13 protein-coding genes are annotated in these 15233 nt (G+C 70.4%); 6 read left to right on the forward strand and 7 right to left on the reverse strand.

Annotated elements, in window-relative coordinates:
* Nucleotides 1–18: 18 nt before the first annotated feature.
* From BJY18_RS29675 to BJY18_RS29695, 5 genes are all read right to left on the reverse strand, one after another.
* On the reverse strand, nucleotides 19–1050 hold the full coding sequence (locus tag BJY18_RS29675; RefSeq protein WP_184783196.1) for an ABC transporter ATP-binding protein: 1032 nt from the start codon (nucleotides 1048–1050) through the stop codon (nucleotides 19–21).
* Nucleotides 1047–2129: an ABC transporter ATP-binding protein gene (locus BJY18_RS29680; RefSeq protein ID WP_184783197.1), complete on the reverse strand. Its 1083-nt coding sequence runs from the start codon at nucleotides 2127–2129 to the stop codon at nucleotides 1047–1049. Before BJY18_RS29680 ends, BJY18_RS29675 begins: the two co-directional genes overlap by 4 nt.
* Nucleotides 2126–3073: an ABC transporter permease gene (locus BJY18_RS29685; RefSeq protein ID WP_376774739.1), complete on the reverse strand. Its 948-nt coding sequence runs from the start codon at nucleotides 3071–3073 to the stop codon at nucleotides 2126–2128. The genes BJY18_RS29680 and BJY18_RS29685 overlap by 4 nt, the downstream gene beginning before the upstream one ends.
* Nucleotides 3066–4046 carry an ABC transporter permease gene (locus BJY18_RS29690; protein WP_184783198.1) on the reverse strand — a complete coding sequence of 327 codons (981 nt, stop codon included), beginning with the start codon at nucleotides 4044–4046 and terminating at the stop codon, nucleotides 3066–3068. The genes BJY18_RS29685 and BJY18_RS29690 overlap by 8 nt, the downstream gene beginning before the upstream one ends.
* A 175-nt stretch (nucleotides 4047–4221) precedes the next feature.
* Complete coding sequence (locus tag BJY18_RS29695) at nucleotides 4222–5961, reverse strand: ABC transporter family substrate-binding protein (RefSeq protein ID WP_184783199.1); 1740 nt, start codon at nucleotides 5959–5961, stop codon at nucleotides 4222–4224.
* Nucleotides 5962–6694: 733 nt separating this feature from the next.
* On the opposite strand from BJY18_RS29695, the gene mshB reads away from it, so the two are divergent.
* The 3 genes from mshB to BJY18_RS29710 are packed head-to-tail and all read left to right on the forward strand — an operon-like array spanning nucleotide 6695 to nucleotide 8752.
* Nucleotides 6695–7513, forward strand: a complete 819-nt coding sequence (gene mshB / locus BJY18_RS29700; protein ID WP_184783200.1) for an N-acetyl-1-D-myo-inositol-2-amino-2-deoxy-alpha-D-glucopyranoside deacetylase — start codon at nucleotides 6695–6697, stop codon at nucleotides 7511–7513.
* Nucleotides 7514–7515: 2 nt separating this feature from the next.
* Nucleotides 7516–7914: a hypothetical protein gene (locus tag BJY18_RS29705; protein WP_184783201.1), complete on the forward strand. Its 399-nt coding sequence runs from the start codon at nucleotides 7516–7518 to the stop codon at nucleotides 7912–7914.
* A complete protein-coding gene (locus BJY18_RS29710; RefSeq protein ID WP_184783202.1) occupies nucleotides 7907–8752 on the forward strand; it encodes a hypothetical protein in 846 nt (281 codons plus the stop codon). The genes BJY18_RS29705 and BJY18_RS29710 overlap by 8 nt, the downstream gene beginning before the upstream one ends.
* A gap of 1 nt (nucleotide 8753) precedes the next feature.
* Here the strand turns inward: BJY18_RS29710 and BJY18_RS29715 are convergent, their stop codons facing one another.
* The gene (locus BJY18_RS29715; RefSeq protein WP_184784924.1) at nucleotides 8754–9512 is read right to left on the reverse strand and encodes a site-2 protease family protein; all 759 of its coding nucleotides are present in this window, start codon (nucleotides 9510–9512) and stop codon (nucleotides 8754–8756) included.
* A gap of 222 nt (nucleotides 9513–9734) precedes the next feature.
* Between BJY18_RS29715 and BJY18_RS29720 the strand changes: the two genes are divergently transcribed.
* On the forward strand, nucleotides 9735–10055 hold the full coding sequence (locus tag BJY18_RS29720; RefSeq protein ID WP_312874004.1) for a WhiB family transcriptional regulator: 321 nt from the start codon (nucleotides 9735–9737) through the stop codon (nucleotides 10053–10055).
* 901 nt (nucleotides 10056–10956) lie between these two features.
* On the forward strand, nucleotides 10957–14283 hold the full coding sequence (locus BJY18_RS29725; protein ID WP_184783203.1) for a glycosyltransferase family 2 protein: 3327 nt from the start codon (nucleotides 10957–10959) through the stop codon (nucleotides 14281–14283).
* A gap of 19 nt (nucleotides 14284–14302) precedes the next feature.
* Here the strand turns inward: BJY18_RS29725 and BJY18_RS29730 are convergent, their stop codons facing one another.
* Nucleotides 14303–14767 (reverse strand): metallopeptidase family protein, encoded by a 465-nt coding sequence (locus BJY18_RS29730; RefSeq protein ID WP_184783204.1) that lies wholly within the window; start codon nucleotides 14765–14767, stop codon nucleotides 14303–14305.
* An 80-nt stretch (nucleotides 14768–14847) separates the two neighbouring features.
* On the opposite strand from BJY18_RS29730, the gene BJY18_RS29735 reads away from it, so the two are divergent.
* Nucleotides 14848–15201, forward strand: a complete 354-nt coding sequence (locus BJY18_RS29735) for a DUF3499 domain-containing protein (protein WP_184783205.1) — start codon at nucleotides 14848–14850, stop codon at nucleotides 15199–15201.
* Nucleotides 15202–15233: the final 32 nt, after the last annotated feature.

Here is a 15233-nt window from a genome sequence, read left to right on the forward strand (position 1 = left end):
GCCTTCACGGCTGCGCGCTCAGATCAGCTGCAGGCTTTCGGCGAAGTGACAGGCGACCGGGTGTGCCTGTCCGCGGTCGAGGAGTTCCGGCTCCTGCGTGGTGCACTTCTCGCGGCCCGCGTCGTCGAGTTCGTTCGCGAACTTCGGGCACCGGGTGCGGAAGCGGCAGCCGGACGGCGGGTTCGCCGGGCTGGGCACGTCACCGGTGATCACGATGCGCTGGCGGGTGCGTTCCTTGCGCGGGTCCGGCACCGGGATCGCCGAGATCAGCGCCTGGGTGTAGGGATGCGCCGCGTTCGTGAACAGCTCCTCCGACGGGGCGGTCTCCACGATCTTGCCCAGGTACATCACCGCGATGCGGTCGGCCACGTGTCGCACCACCGACAGGTCGTGCGACACGAACAGGTACGACAGGCCCAGCTCGGCCTGCAGGTCCTTGAGCAGGTTGAGCACGCCCGCCTGGATCGAGACGTCCAGTGCGGACACCGGCTCGTCGAGCACCAGCACCTTCGGCTTGAGCGCGAGCGCACGGGCGATGCCGATGCGCTGGCGCTGGCCGCCGGAGAACTCGTGCGGGAACCGGTTGCCGTGCTCGGGACGCAGGCCCACGGTGTGCATCAGGTCCCGCACCTGCTGGCGGCCACCGTCGGCGTAGAGACCGTGGATGCGCAGCGGTTCGGCGATGATCTCGTTCACCGGCAGCCGCGGGTCCACCGAGGCGTACGGGTCCTGGAACACGATCTGCATGTCGCGGCGCAGCCGCTGCAGCTCCCGCTTGGACATGCTCGCCAGGTCGCGGCCCTCGTAGCTGACCGTGCCGCCGGTGAGCGGCTGCAGGGCCAGCGCCACCCGTGCGGTGGTCGACTTGCCACAGCCGGATTCGCCCACGAGCGCGAGGGTTTCGTTCTCGTAGATGTCGAACGACACGTCCGACACCGCCTGCACCGCGCCCGCGTTGCGGCGCAGGATCCCGCCGCCGCGGATCGGGAAGTGCTTGACCAGGTTCTGCGCGGAAAGGACGGGAGTGGCCACCGCCGTCGCCTCGCTCATCGGTTCGTCTCCGTGTCGGTCGCTGCGTCGGCGGTGGGGGCCACGTCGTCCGTGTCGACCGAGGTGGCGCTGAACAGTTCGGCCGGGTCCTTGCCGGCGACCTGCTCGGTGAAGTGGCATGCCGCCTTCTGCCCACCGGAGACCTCGACCAGTGGCGGCTCCTCCTGGTCGCAGAGGTCCTGCGACAGCGGGCAGCGCGGGCTGAACGGGCAGCCCGGCGGCATGTTCGTGGTCGCGGGCGGCGAACCGGTGATCGGCGTGAGCCGCTCGGTCTTCACGTCCAGCCGCGGCAGGCTGCCCAGCAGACCGAGGGTGTAGGGCATCCGCGGGGTGTAGAAGATGTCGTCCACCGTGCCGGACTCGACCACCTTGCCCGCGTACATCACGTGCACCCGGTCGGCCTGCCCGGCGATCACACCGAGGTCGTGGGTGATCAGCACCATCGCGGCGCCGGTCTCCTTCTGCGCGGCCTGCAGTGCTTCCAGGATCTGCGCCTGCACCGTCACGTCCAGCGCGGTGGTCGGCTCGTCCGCGATGATCACGTCCGGGTTGTTGGCCATCGCGATCGCGATCACCACCCGCTGGCGCATCCCGCCGGAAAGCTGGTGCGGGTACTCGTTCGCCCGCTGCTGCGGGTTCGGGATGCGCACCAGGTCGAGCAGCTCCACCGCCTGCTTCTTCGCCACGTCCTTGCGCACGTCGTGGTGCGCGGTGATCGCTTCGGCGATCTGGTCGCCCACGGTGTACACCGGGTTCAGCGAGGTCATCGGGTCCTGGAAGACCATCGCGATGCCCTTGCCGCGGACCTTGTTGAGGTCCTTCTCGCTCGCCTTCAGCAGTTCCGTGCCGCCGAAGCGGATCGAGCCGGACACCTTGGCGGTGCGCGGCAGCAGGCCCATCACCGCCAGCGAGGTCACCGACTTGCCGGAACCGGATTCCCCGACGATGCCCAGTACCTCGCCGCGCCGCAGCTGGTAGTTCACCCCGCGGACGGCGTTGACCACGCCCTCTCCGGTCGGGAACTGCACGGTCAGGTCCTCCACCACGAGGACCGGGTCGCCTGTGTGCTCGGTCGTCATGCGCGCACCTTCGTCTGCTGGGGGTCGAACGCGTCCCGCAGGCCGTCCCCGATGAAGTTGATCGTCAGCGCGATCAGGATGATGAAAATGCCCGGGAAGTAGAACAGCCACGGGCGGGTGTCGACCGCCGTCTGCGCGGTGGAGACGAGCAGGCCGAGCGAGGTGTCCGGCACCTGCACGCCGAAGCCGAGGAACGACAGCGCGGTCTCCAGCAGGATGCCGATCGACACCAGGATCGTCAGGTTGACGATGATCGCGCCGAGTGCGTTGGGCACCAGGTGGCGGAAGATGATCCGCGCGTCACTCGCGCCGAGCGCCTTGGACGCCTCGACGAACTCCTTCTCCCGCAGGGAAAGCACCACACCGCGGGCGACGCGGGACACGTAGGCCCAGTACAGGCCCGCGATGACCACCGCGATCAGCCACCAGGTGCCGCCGGACTGGTGCGCCAGCACCGCGGCCACCGCGAGCAGCGGCAGGGTGAGCACCAGGTCGGAGATGCGCATCAGGAGCGTGTCGACCCAGCCGCGGTAGTAGCCGGCCACCGAGCCCCAGATGGTGCCCACGATGGTGGCGAACAGCGCGACCAGCACGGAGATCTGCAGCGAGATCTGCGTTCCGCGCATCACCTGGGCGAGCGTGTCGTGGCCGACCGCGTCCGTGCCGAAGGGATGGTCGCCCGAGGGGGCGGCCGAGTTGTCCGGGGTGATGCTGTCCGAGCCGTACTTCCACAGTGCCCCGCCGACGTAGGCGAAGAGCACGACCAGGACGAACACGACGAGGCTGATCATCGCCAGTCGGTGCTGCAGGAACCGCCGGAAGACCAGCTGTGCCTGGCTGCGTTCCTTGACGGTGAACTCGCGCTCCGGCGCGCCGCTGGGGGTCTGCGGGTCGTCCGGGGAGAAACGGGAGCCGCCCATGGCGGTGGGAGTCGAGTCAGGCATAGCGGATCCTCGGGTCGAGCAGGCCGTAGAGCAAGTCGGCGATGAGGTTGAGCAGGATGATGAACGTGGCCGCGATGAGCAGCCAGGCCTCCACGGCGTAGACGTCGCTCTGCTTGATGGCGTTGAGCAGGAACGCACCCGCGCCCTGCCACTGGAACACGGTCTCGGTCACCACCGCGCCGCCGAGGATGGAGCCGAGGTCCAGCGCGGTCACCGTGGTCAGCGGGATGAGCGCGTTGCGCAGCGCGTGCCGGCGGGTCACCGTCCAGCGTGGCAGGCCCTTGGCACGGGCGAGGCGCACGTAGTCACTGTTGAGCACCTCGAGCATGGACGCGCGCTGGAACCGGCTCCAGGCCGCGTAGCTGGTCAGCGCGAGCGAGATGGTCGGCAGGATCAGGTGGCCGAGCACATCGCCGAACTGGGTCCAGAACCCGCCGCTGGCGATCACCGACGAGGACCCGATGGTGTAGAAGAGCTGGTCGCCGACCGCGGTGTTGATCGAGATGCCGACCTGCTTCAGCACGATCGCGAACCAGAACGAGGGCATCGACAGGAACAGGAAGCCGAAGAACGTCGCGGTGTAGTCGAACTTCGAGTACTGCCGCGCGGCACTGACCACACCGATGATCACCGCGAGGATCAGTGCGACCACCATGGCGAGCACGATCAGCCGCAGCGTCACGCCGAAGCGGACGAAGACCTCGCTGCCGATGTCCGTTGTCGTCTGCACCGATGGGCCGAAGTCACCGCTGAAGATGCCGGTGATCCAGTGCCAGTAGCGCTCGAGGATCGGCTGGTCGAGGTGCAGCCGGATGCGCTCCAGCTCGATGGTGCGCGGTGGTGGCGGCGGATTTCTCGCCAGAAGCGGGCTCAGCGGGTTGGCCGACAGCGAGACCATCACGAATACGACGAACGTCGAGACGATCAGAATCGGCACCGAGACGAAGAGCCGGCGCAGTGCGAAGGCAAGCATGGAGGTCTTCCTGCTCTGGGCGGTGTTCTGCCGGTGCCCGCCGCGGGTGGTGGCAGGGCCGGTGCGACGAGACGGGCAAGCGTGCGTTCGGGAACAAATCAGGCAAACGGTAAGGGGCCGGCAATGTTCTGCCGGCCCCTCACCGGTGGTTCAGCGCGAATCTACCGGGTGGTGATCACTTGCGGATGCCCCACTCCGACATGTTGTACACCGGCCCGTCCAGGGTCGAGTTGTTCCGGAGGTTCCCGATCTTGTCCGAGGCCGCCAGGAACGTCGGCTTCTGGTACAGCGGCAGCACGTAGGCGTCCTCCGACAGCTGCTGGTCGGCCTGGTTGAGCAGGTCGGCCGCCTTGGTCTGGTCGGTCTCGGAGTTGGCCTGCGCCATCAGGTCGTCGACCTTCTTGCTGGTGTACTTGCCGTAGTTGCTGCCCTGGCCGGTGCCCCACAGCTGCTTGGCGCCACCGAACGGGAACGGCGAGGAGACCCAGGCGAACACGATGATGTCGTAGTCGCCCTCGGTCGTGGTGGCGCCGAGGTCGTCGGTCGAGGAGACCTCGACCTTGATCCCCAGCGGGGCCACCGCCTGCGCGAACAGCTGGCACTCGTCCTGGCGGATCTGGTTGCCGACGGTGTAGCGGATCCGCAGCGTCGGGACCGCCTTGCCCTTCGGGTCGATCAGCTGCTGGCCGCCGACCTTGTAGCCGGCGTCGGTCAGGATCTTCTTCGCCTTCTCGACGTCACCGTTGCCCTGCCCGGTCGGGGTCACCACGTCCTTGTAGCCGGTCTGCTGCGGCATGAAGTTGTGGTTGTTGAGCGGCTGCACCTTGTCGGTGAACTGGCCGACCGTCTTGGCGATGATGTCCTTGCGGTTGACCGCGGTGAACATCGCCTGGCGCAGCGCCTTGTCCGCGAGCGCCGGGTTCTTCAGGTTGAAGTCGTAGTGCTCCCACTGCAGGCCGAGGCCGATGTAGGAGGAGATGTTCGGCATGTTCTTGACCTGGTTGACCAGGTCGACCTGCGGCTGCGGGTAGATCGCCTGGACCTCGTTGTTCTGCAGCGCGGTCGGCTCCTGGGTGGCGTCGGTGATGATCCGGAAGACCACACTCGCCAGCCGCGGCTTGGTGCCCCAGTACTTCTCGTTCGGCACCTCGGTCACCGACTGGTTGTTGGCGAACTTCGAGATCTTCCACGGCCCGCCGGTCCAGGTCGGCACGGTCTCGCCGAACCACTTGTACGAGGAGGCGAGGCCGGCCGGGGTGTTGATGTCCCCGTGCTGCTTGGCCAGGTGCGCCGGGTACATCCCGCCGGAGGAGCCCCACAGCTTCTTCCAGTCGGTGAACGGGCTGGAGAGCTTGGCGGTCACCGTCTTGCCGCCGTCCGAGCCCTCCACCGAGCTGAGCTGGTCGTAGCCGGAGGTGTCGGCGGGGGCGCAGTCGGTGCAGTCCTTGCCGTTCTGCACCTTCCAGTTGTAGACGAAGTCGTCGGCCGACAGCGGCGTGCCGTCCGACCAGACCGCCTTCGGGTTGATCTTGTAGACGATCGTGGTCGGGTCCTGCAGGTCCGCGGACTCGACGAAGTCCTTGTTCAGCACCGGCTTGAGGTCCGGAGTCGAATAGAAGGTGTAGGGCAGCAGGCCCTTGGTGACCTCACCGGTCTCGAACACGTTGCCCTCGGCCGAGGTGACGTTCCAGTTCGGGATGTTCTTCTCGATGGCGTAGGTGACGTTGCCACCGTCCTGGAGCTGGTCGGCCTGCACGGTGTTGCACGTGTTCGGATTCTGGTCGCAGTCGCCGAACGCCTGACCGGTCTGCGTCGCGCTGTTGCCGCCCCCGCCACCGCAAGCGGAGAGCAGAAGGGCCGCGCCCGCGACGAACGCGCCGAGTTTCACCGCGCGCGCCCTTGTCGTCACTAACATTCATTCTCCTTGCTCGACGCCGTCGCGGATCTGCGAGGCGACCTCTTCCTGACCGCAAGCACCGGGGTAATCGCGTTGCTCACCGTAGTCATGCAACTTAGGCATCCGACAGTCCGCAAAACCATCGATCCGGACACTCTGAGTGAGATCGTTGTGGAACAGCAATCTCATCCTGACGAGGTCCACCCGGGATTCTGGCCCAGTTCGACTACCGAGGGTAGCTGATCATAAGGGTTGTGCGAACCTGTTCGGGTGGTTCCGCAGTCCGGCCCGCCATTCGGCTCGAGGGACGATAACCCACGCTCCGCAGTCTGGACAGCCCCGCGAATGGCCCAGCTTTCCGGCTGGAGGAAACCGCGTGTGACCAGGAATTGACCCGATTTCGTGAGCCCTGCTGTGCCCGACGGGACGTGCCGGCAGGGGCGCTGCCGAAGTCTGCCCGCCGGTCCGCCGGATCATGCCCCGTGATGACGCCGGGGACGCTGCCGGCGCCGGTCCGGGCGTCGGCAGGAGTGCTCCGTCCGGGACCGGCCGGGACCCGGGCGGACCACCCGGCCCGGTGGTCCGTGATCTCGCGGCGCGGAACGTTCCGCCCCCGGGAACGTCCAGCTACCGGGACGGCGGTCCGATTCCCTGGGATGCGCCTGCATTTGCCCGTGCACGCGGGCCTCGGTGGCGGCTGCCGGCGCGGCGGCGCCGACGGATCGGCGGGGGCGGTCGTTAACCTGAAGCCGTGAAGCGGAAGCTGCTGCTGGTCCACGCGCACCCGGACGACGAGAGCATCACCACCGGCGGCGCCATGGCGCGGTACGCGGCCGAGGGCGCGGAGGTCTCCCTGGTCACCTGCACCCTGGGTGAGGAAGGCGAGATCGTGCCGCCGCGGCTGGCCCGGCTGGCCGCGGACCAGGCCGACCAGCTGGGTGGCTACCGATCCGGCGAGCTGGCCGCCGCGTGCGCCGCGCTCGGCGTCACGCGGCATGAGTACCTCGGCGGGATCGGCCGGTGGCGCGACTCCGGCATGGCGGGCACGGCTGCCGCGGAGCACCCGCGTGCCTTCGCCGGCGGGCCGGCCGAGGAGCAGACCGCACAGCTACGTGCGCTGATCGAAGAGCTGGAACCGCAGGTCGTGGTCACTTACGACTCGTTCGGCGGATACGGCCATCCCGACCACATCCGGGCGCACGAGATCACCATGGCCGCCGCGGTGGACGTCCCGCGCGTCTTCCACGTGGTGCAGTCCGAGGCCGCGCTCGTCGTCGGCCTCGCCGAACTACGCGCGGACGGGACCTCGCCCTTCCGCGTGCCCGCGGACGACGAGCTGCCTTCGGTGCCCGACGAAAAGATCACCACCGTGCTCGACATCTCCGAGCACCTGCCGGCGAAGCTCGCCGCACTGCGCGCGCACGAGACGCAGCTGACCGTGGACGACCGGGCGGTGGTCCACTTCGCACTCACCAACGGCATCGCCCAGCCGCTCCCGCGCCACGAGCACTTCGTGCTCGCCCGCGGCGATGCGGACGGTGCCGGCACCGACCTGTTCGGCGGGCTCTGACCATGGCCGCCTCGCTCACGCGCACCCAGTGGTTCACGTTGCTGCTGCTCGGTCTCGACGCCGTGCTGCTGGCCCTGCTCGAAGTGTTCTTCCTCCCGCTGCGGGTCGGTTCGCTCGGCACGGTGCCGCTTCCGCTGACCGCGCTCGTCGGCGCCGTCACCACGCCGTGGCTCGTGCGGACGACGGCGAAACTCGTCCGGCCCGGGCTTTCGTTCGTGCCGCTGGCCGTGTGGGTGGTCGTGGTATTCGTGATCGGCCTGACCGGACCCGGCGGCGACCTCGTGCTCGTGCAGGACTGGCGGGCGCTGTTGCTGCTCGGCGCCAGTGCGCTGCCGGCCGCGCTCGTCCTCGGCGGCGGGCTCGGCCGGGCCACCGCGGCGAAGGGGCTCGGCCGTGGCTGAGGCCATCTCGGACCAGCAGGTCGTCGCGGTGCTGCGGCCGTTCGTCCGGGCCTGCGCGCCGATGCTCGACGCGCTGCGCGAGTCCGACCCGTTCGGCCTGCAGGCCCGTGCCCGCCGCGGTGAGGACGAGTTCGCCGACGACGGGCTGCGGAAGAAGGTGCTTGACGCGCTCACGTCGGTGAAAGTCCCGGGCACGGCGGCCTGGGCGGCGATGGACATCGACCAGCGCGCCGCCTGGTGGGTCAACCGGGTCGGACGGCTCACCGCACTGCTCACGTCGATTCCCGGACTCGGCGGCGCGCTCGCCGACCGGCTGCCGGTGCAGGACGCGCTCGGCGCCGCGTCGCAGGGACTGCTGCTGTGCGCGATCGCCGGGGAGTACGGAGTGACCGACGTCGGCAGTCGCGTCCGGCTCGTCGCCTCGGTGCTGTTCGAGCGGGAGATCGGCGCGGAGACGGCCGAGGGCCACCGCGCCGGGACCGACCAGTCCGCAGAGGACAGTGCCGCCGCAGTGGACAGTGCCGCCGCAGTGGACAGCGCGGCCGCGGAGGACAGCGCGGCCGCGGAACTCACCGAGGAACTCGACGAATCGCGGCGCGCACACGGCAAGGTCACCGTGAAAGCCGTGGCCGGCACGCTGTGGCGGCTCGGCCGGTCCCTCTGGGGCATCACCGAGGAACTGGAGAAGCGCCCGCGTGGCCGGTTCTACCACCGGCTGGTCGGGATGCTGCCGGTGGTCGGCGCCGCGGGCGACTACTTCGGCGAACGCGCCGGACTCCGCACGGTGTGGAAGCGCGCGCACGCGTGGCTGATGGCCGACAACCCTCGGTGGGCCTGACTCACCGCCAGAACAGGAACGCCGTCTGCCCGACGCTCCCCGCCAGCGCACTGCCGCCGAGCGTCACGAAGATCTTCCCGGCCACGAACCACAGCGCGTCCGAAACCGGCCGGAACACGAAGAAGACCGCGAACAGCGCCAGCGGCGCCCACGGTCGTACCTTCGCGCCGAACATCCGCGCCTGCGGCGAGAGGTAGGGCTCCAGCGCCCCCCAGCCGTCCAGCCCCGGCACCGGCAGGATGTTCAGCAGGAACGTCATCACCTGCAGCAGGGCCAGATAGGACAGTCCGTAGAACAGCCCGGTCGCCATCGGCACCAGCGCGATCACCAGGCACAGCGCGGCACCCACCGCCAGGTTGCTCAGCGGACCGGCGAGCGAGACCCACGACGAGGTCGCCCGGCCGCGCAGCGCGCCCCGGTTGATCCACACCGCGCCACCGGGCAGCGGGATACCGCCGATCACCAGGAAGATCAGCGGCAGCACCAGAGACAGCACCGGGTCGGTGTAGCGCCGGACGTCCAGCGAGAGGTACCCCTTGTGGGCGACTTCGTGATCGCCGCCGCGGAAGGCGACGAAGGCGTGGCCGAACTCGTGCAAGGTGAGGGACGCGACCCAGCCGCCCGCGACGAGCAGCACCACCCCGGCGACGAACATCGGGTCGCGGTCACTGAGGACGGTCGAGGAATCACCGTATGCGGCCAGGAAACCGCCGGCCACGGTGACGGCGAGGATGCCGAGGAAGATCGGGCTCGGGCGCACTGCTGATCTCTGCACGCCTCCAGTCTTCCGTATGCCCGGTGTGAAGTCTTCGGCGTGTCCCCTTGCGCGGCCGGCGAGACGTATCCCCCGAACTCGCTACTCCGCTTGACCTGGCCGCACTACACGGGTGTAATCACAGTGATGTCATTCGTTGTCGAGGGGACAGCGGGTGTCGTTTCACCACCGCCAGCCTGGGGAGTGCGTAGGAGCGAGGAGGCGGACGTGCGGTTGGAAGCGGAAAGCAAGGAATGGGGGCACGTCGTGGGGTGGGGAGAGAACCCGGAGCAGCAGCTCGGGGATCTGACCGACCTCTTCGACGCCACCGAGGAGCAGGACTGGCAGGAACGCGCGCTCTGCGCGCAGACCGACCCGGAGGCGTTCTTCCCGGAGAAGGGCGGCTCGACCCGCGAGGCGAAGCGCATCTGCCTCGGCTGCGAGGTCAAGGGCGAATGCCTCGAGTACGCCCTGGCGCACGACGAGCGCTTCGGCATCTGGGGCGGACTGTCCGAACGGGAACGGCGGAAGCTCAAGAAACGCGCGTAATCCGCCGGGTTGGAGTGGAGTGTGTCCACGAAAAGCGTGGACCCTCTGGCGGATTACGGTGTCTTCTGAGGGTGCAACCCCCAAACCCCGCGCGGGGGCACGCCCCCGGACTCCCGCTGTGGTCGGTTTGGTCTCGGCTGTTGCGGGGCGCGCCCTCGGACTCCTGCCGTGTTCGGTTTGGGTTGGCTGTCGCGGGGTGTACTCCAGAGTTCCATCGTGGTCGGTTTGGTCGCGGTTCTCCAGCGGCTGTCCGCGGGGCCACGCCCGTGGGATCCCCGCCGTGGTCTTGGCCGTTGCGGGGGCGTGCTTCGGAGTTCCGTCGTGGTGGGCCCGGTCTTGGCTGTTGCGGGGGCGTGCACTCGGACCCTGCCGTGGTGGGTTGCGCTTGGCCGTTGCGGGGGCGCGTTCTGAAGTTCGTTCGTCTGGATCGTTGTAGGGCGCGTCCGGGAGTTTTCGTCGGTGGCTTGGGTTTTCGGCGTTCTTGGTGGGCACGCTCTCGCGAGTCGTCGTGGGCTGATCGATCTCGATCGGTTCAGGGGCCTGTTGCCGGACCTTCGCCGTGGTGGGCCGGGCTCGGGCGTTGGTGAGGGTGCGACTCGGTCGCTCGTCGGTGCCTGCGGGGTCGCGAAATCCACGTGAGTTCGGTCCGCATCGGGTGTGTGGGCTGGGTGAAATTTTCCGCCCGTGGGATTTTCCTGCGGTGGTGGGGTTTCGCGAGTGCGGTTGTGGGGCATACGCGGGGTGTCGGTCGGCTTGGCGGTGGGCCGCAGTGCAGTGAATGTCCACATGGTGGTTGCCGTGCGCGGTTTTCGCGGGTGATACGGCGTGGGTTCGGATTGTCGCGGTGGGTGAGGCCGTAGGGTGACCGCACCGCGTCGTCCTCCCGCCTCAGGAGCCGTTCTTGCCCCGGACTGTTGCCCCGTCCACCGTGCGCACGCTGCCCGTACTGGCCATTGTGGTCTGTCACGACGGAGCGGAATGGCTGCCGCTGGCGCTTTCCGCCCTGCGGCGCAGCACGGTCCGTCCCCGGCACGTGCTGGCGGTCGACACCGGATCCACCGACCGGACCGCGCAGCTGCTCGCCGAAGCCGCAGCCGGTGCGGCCGGGCCCGAGACCGCGCCGGTGCTGTCCGGAGTGCTCACGCTGCCCGGCGAGACCGGCTTCGCGGCGGCGATCGCGGCCGCCGTCGAGCACGCCGTCCAACGCTGGGGCGACCCCGGTGCGTGGCTGTGGATCCTGCACGACGACTGCGCCCCCGAACCGGACTGCCTCGAAACCCTCCTGCACACCGCCGAGCAGAACCCGTCGGCCAAGGTCCTCGGACCGCTCGGCCTCGACTGGGCCGAGCCCCGCCTCATCGTCGAAGCCGGGCTGTCCACCGACGCCTCCGGCCACCGCCAGCAGATGTCCGCCGAGGACGGCGAACCCAGCGAAGTCCTCGCCGTACCCAGCGCGGGATCGTTGATACAGCGGGAACTCTGGCACGACCTCGGCGGCTACGACGAGGATTTCCCGCTGCTGCGTGAGGATCTCGACTTCGGCTGGCGGGCCAACACCGCCGGCTCGCTCGTGCTGTCGGTCCCGGCGGCCCACGTCCGGCACGCCCGCGCGCTCTCCACGGGACAGCGCGTGCCGAGCGCCGCCGGTCCCTCGCTCGTCGCGGTGAACCGCGCCCACGGCTTACGTGTCTTTCTGGTGAACTGCTCGCCAACGTCGTACTGGCTCGGGCTGATCCGCCTTCCCGTGCTGCTGATGCTGCGCGCGCTGGTGTTCTTCCTGCTGCGCCGGACCACCGAAGCGGCCGCCGAACTGGCCGCGCTCCGCTACCTCTGTGGCGGCCGGGGAAACCTCCGCGCGGCTCGGGCGAAGCGCCGGGGCGTACCGCGCCCCGGCACCGTCCGCGGCCTGTTCATCAGCCGGACCACCAGGCTGCGCAACGCGATCCGGGCAGGAGTCGTCGGGCTCGTCCGCCGCGGCGTGCAGAGTGACCTGGCACTCGGCACGGTGCCGGACGGCGTCGAGCAGGAGACCGCGTGGATTCCGCCGGAGGCGCTGGCCGCGTCCGGCGCGCGGCCGGTCGGGCCGGACGCATTGCCCGCCGGAGCGTTGCGCGGGCTCAGCAGCCGCGGCTCCCGGCTCCGCAGGCCCGGCACCGTCGTCGCGGTGACCCTTCCAGACGCGGGAACTCCTCCGGAGTCCGAAGAGGACCGTGCCCGGCCGGAAGCCGGTGACCGGCCGGCACCCGCGCCCCGCCCGCAGGCGCCGGCCGCGGAACCGGACCTCGTGTTCGTGGCGGTCAACCGCCGCCGGGTGCTCGCGGCCACGGTGTTCGCGCCACCGTTCGTCCTGGTGGTCGTGCTGACCGTGCTGGCGTTGGTGATCAACCGCGATCGGCTCGGCCTCGATCTGTGGGGCGGGCAGCTGCTGCCGGTCGGCGGACTCGGCGAGATCTGGACGACCTACCTCTCGCCCTGGCACCCGATCGCCGGCGGCACCGGCGCACCCGCACCGGCGACCCTGCCGGTGCTCGGCACCCTCGGCGCCGTCTTCACCCCGATCGGCGGCCCGGCCGCGCTCGTCGCGATCCTGCTCATCGGGGACCTGCCGCTCGCCGGGCTCAGCGCCTACGCGGCAACGCGCAGGCTGCCGGTCCGCCGGTGGGTCCGCGCGGCCATCGCGGCGGCGTACGCGCTGCTGCCCGCCGCCACCGCGTCGGTCGCGCAGGGCCGGATCGACGTCGTGGTGGTCCACCTCGTGCTGCCGCTCGTGCTGGCGGGCCTCGCGCGGCTGCTCACCCGGCCCGGTACCCGATGGCTGCACGTCTCGGCGCTGTCGGCGTTCGGAGTGGCGCTGCTCGGCGCGTTCTCCCCGCTCGCGCACGGGCTCGTCCTGGTCGGACTGCTTGCCGGGTTCGTGGTGCTGCCCGCGCCGTCCGGTCTGGCCCGGCGGGTCGCGTCGGTCGGGATCGTGGTGCTGCTGCCGCTCGTTCTGCTGCTGCCGTGGCCGACGGTGCTGCTGCGGCATCCCGAACTGCTGGTGCAAGGGCTCGGCGGCCCGGCGACCGCGGCGTCCGGTGCGGACCTGGCCGGGCTCACCCCCGGTGGGCCGGGTGCGTGGCCGATCGGGGTCGCGATCCTCGCGGCAACGCTCGTCGCGCTCGTCGTCCGGCCGCGGAAGGAAGTCGCCGGCGGGCTGGCCGTCGCGGCGCTCGGCGTCGCCGGCGTGTTCCTGGTGCGGGAGGTACAGCTCAGCCCGATGCAAGGCGGCGCGCCCGCGTCCGGTTACGCCGGGGTGCCGCTGCTCTTCGTGGGCGCCGGGCTGCTGTGGGCAGTGCTCGCCACCTGGCAACGCGGCGGTTTCGGGCCGGTACCCGCATCGTGGCTGCCGAAGGTGCTCGCCGTGGCCGGCGCCGTGGTGGTGGCCGCGCTGGCCGCAGGGGCCGGCCTGGCCGGCGCACAGGGGCCGCTCACCGCACAGCCACGTCCGCAGCTGGCACCGGAGGTTTCCGCCGACGTCGCGGCGACCGGGCGGGCTGTGCTCGACCTCGGTTCGGGTACCGGGCCGGTGCGTCAGACCGGCGGCCGGCTCGCCCTCTTCGGCGACGACGAGCTCGCCCCGGTCACCGGAACCCCGGATCGGCTCGCCGGATGGCGCCGTGACCTGGGGCAAGGGGACGTCGCCGCGCTGAAACGCACACTGGCGGCCGCTGCCGCTTCGGGCGTCCAGTACGTGGTGTTGCCGGACGGCACGGACGCGAACGCGTTCGCCGCCGCGGCCGGTGACCTCGCGGCGGTGGGCGCGCCGGCCTCGGACGGACGGCCGGTGCTGCGGCTGCTGCCGAAGACCGGTGAGGTCGCCCTGATCTCCCCGGAACTGGCCAAGAAGGCGGTGACCGGGGGTGCCGCGCCCGGAACGAACCCCGGCGTCTCCCCGGTCGACGCCCAGCTTCCGGACGTGCGGGTCCGTGCCTCCGACGGACCCACCGGGCGGCTGCTCGTGCTCGCCGCGGAGCAGGAGGCCGGGTGGCAGGCCAGCGTGAACGGCAAGGCGGTCCCGATCGTGCCGGCCTGGGGGCATCAGGTCGCGGTGTCCGTGCCTGCGCAGTCCTCGGAGATCTCCGTGACGTTCCCGGGCACCGAACGCGGGCTGCTCCTGCTGGTGCAGCTGGCCGCGGTCCTGTTCACCGCGCTGACCGCCATCCCCTCGCGCCGCCGCCCGGCCGGGTAGAAGTGCCGCGCCGGGTGGCTCAGTCGCCTTCGATGACGTCCGGTTCGACGCCGAGGTAGCCGGCGACCTGCTCGACCAGGACGTCGTGCACGAGGTCGGCCAGTTCGACCGGGTCCTTGGCGCGGGCTTCGAGCGGGCGCCGGTAGAGCACGATCCGGGCCCGGGTGGGCAGCCCGGTGCGGTCCACCCCGGCCGGGACCAGCCGGGACAGCGGGACCGAACCGTCGTGCAGCACCCCGTCGGAGGGGACCCGCCCGTCCTCGTGGACCTCGGGTACGTCGTCGACCGCGACGTCGAGCTTGGTCAGCTCGTGCCGCCAGCGCGCCTCGATCGGCTCGAGCGCGTCGAGCACCAGCGCGTCGAAGCGCTCCGCGCGGCTGGCGGCAGCGGGCAGGGACGCGGGGTAGAGCGTCCCGCGCAGGCCCCGGCCGTGCCGGTCCCGCCGCAGTCGCTGCCGTTGTCGGTAGTCACGAGCCGTCGCCACCGGACAAGTCTATGCGCCTCGGCCGGGCACGCGCGTGTCGCCGCCCACGGCCTTGCGGCGACGCGCTATCGTTTCCGACCGTGCGGAGCGTACGGAAATGTTCGCGAACGGGTTGCCCCGAACCCGCTGTCGCCACGCTCACGTATGCCTATCGCGATTCGACCGCCGTCGTCGGCCCGCTGGCCACCGCGTCCGAACCGCACTCCTACGACTTGTGCGAGGCACACGCCCTGCGGCTGACCGTGCCCAAGGGCTGGGAAGTGGTCCGGCACGAGGGCACCTTCGCCACGCCGGAGCAGTCCGCCGACGAGCTGACCGCGCTGGCCGAGGCCGTACGGGAGGCCGGTCGCTCCGACCGGCCCGCCCCGGAGCCCGAGCCGGAGAACCCGTCCGGCAGGCGCGGGCACCTGCGCGTCCTGCCCGGGCGCGCCTGAGTCACGCTCCCGCCGGTAGGCTTTCGCCCGCG

Source organism: Amycolatopsis jiangsuensis, from assembly GCF_014204865.1.
Lineage (GTDB): Bacteria > Actinomycetota > Actinomycetes > Mycobacteriales > Pseudonocardiaceae > Amycolatopsis > Amycolatopsis jiangsuensis.

Coding starts and splice junctions, on each gene's coding strand:
- BJY18_RS29680 (WP_184783197.1), bottom strand. CDS start 2,129: ATGACGACCGAGCACACAGGCGACCCGGTCCTCGTGGTGGAGGACCTG.
- BJY18_RS29685 (WP_376774739.1), bottom strand. CDS start 3,073: ATGCCTGACTCGACTCCCACCGCCATGGGCGGCTCCCGTTTCTCCCCG.
- BJY18_RS29705 (WP_184783201.1), top strand. CDS start 7,516: ATGGCCGCCTCGCTCACGCGCACCCAGTGGTTCACGTTGCTGCTGCTC.
- BJY18_RS29695 (WP_184783199.1), bottom strand. CDS start 5,961: ATGTTAGTGACGACAAGGGCGCGCGCGGTGAAACTCGGCGCGTTCGTC.
- BJY18_RS29690 (WP_184783198.1), bottom strand. CDS start 4,046: ATGCTTGCCTTCGCACTGCGCCGGCTCTTCGTCTCGGTGCCGATTCTG.
- BJY18_RS29675 (WP_184783196.1), bottom strand. CDS start 1,050: ATGAGCGAGGCGACGGCGGTGGCCACTCCCGTCCTTTCCGCGCAGAAC.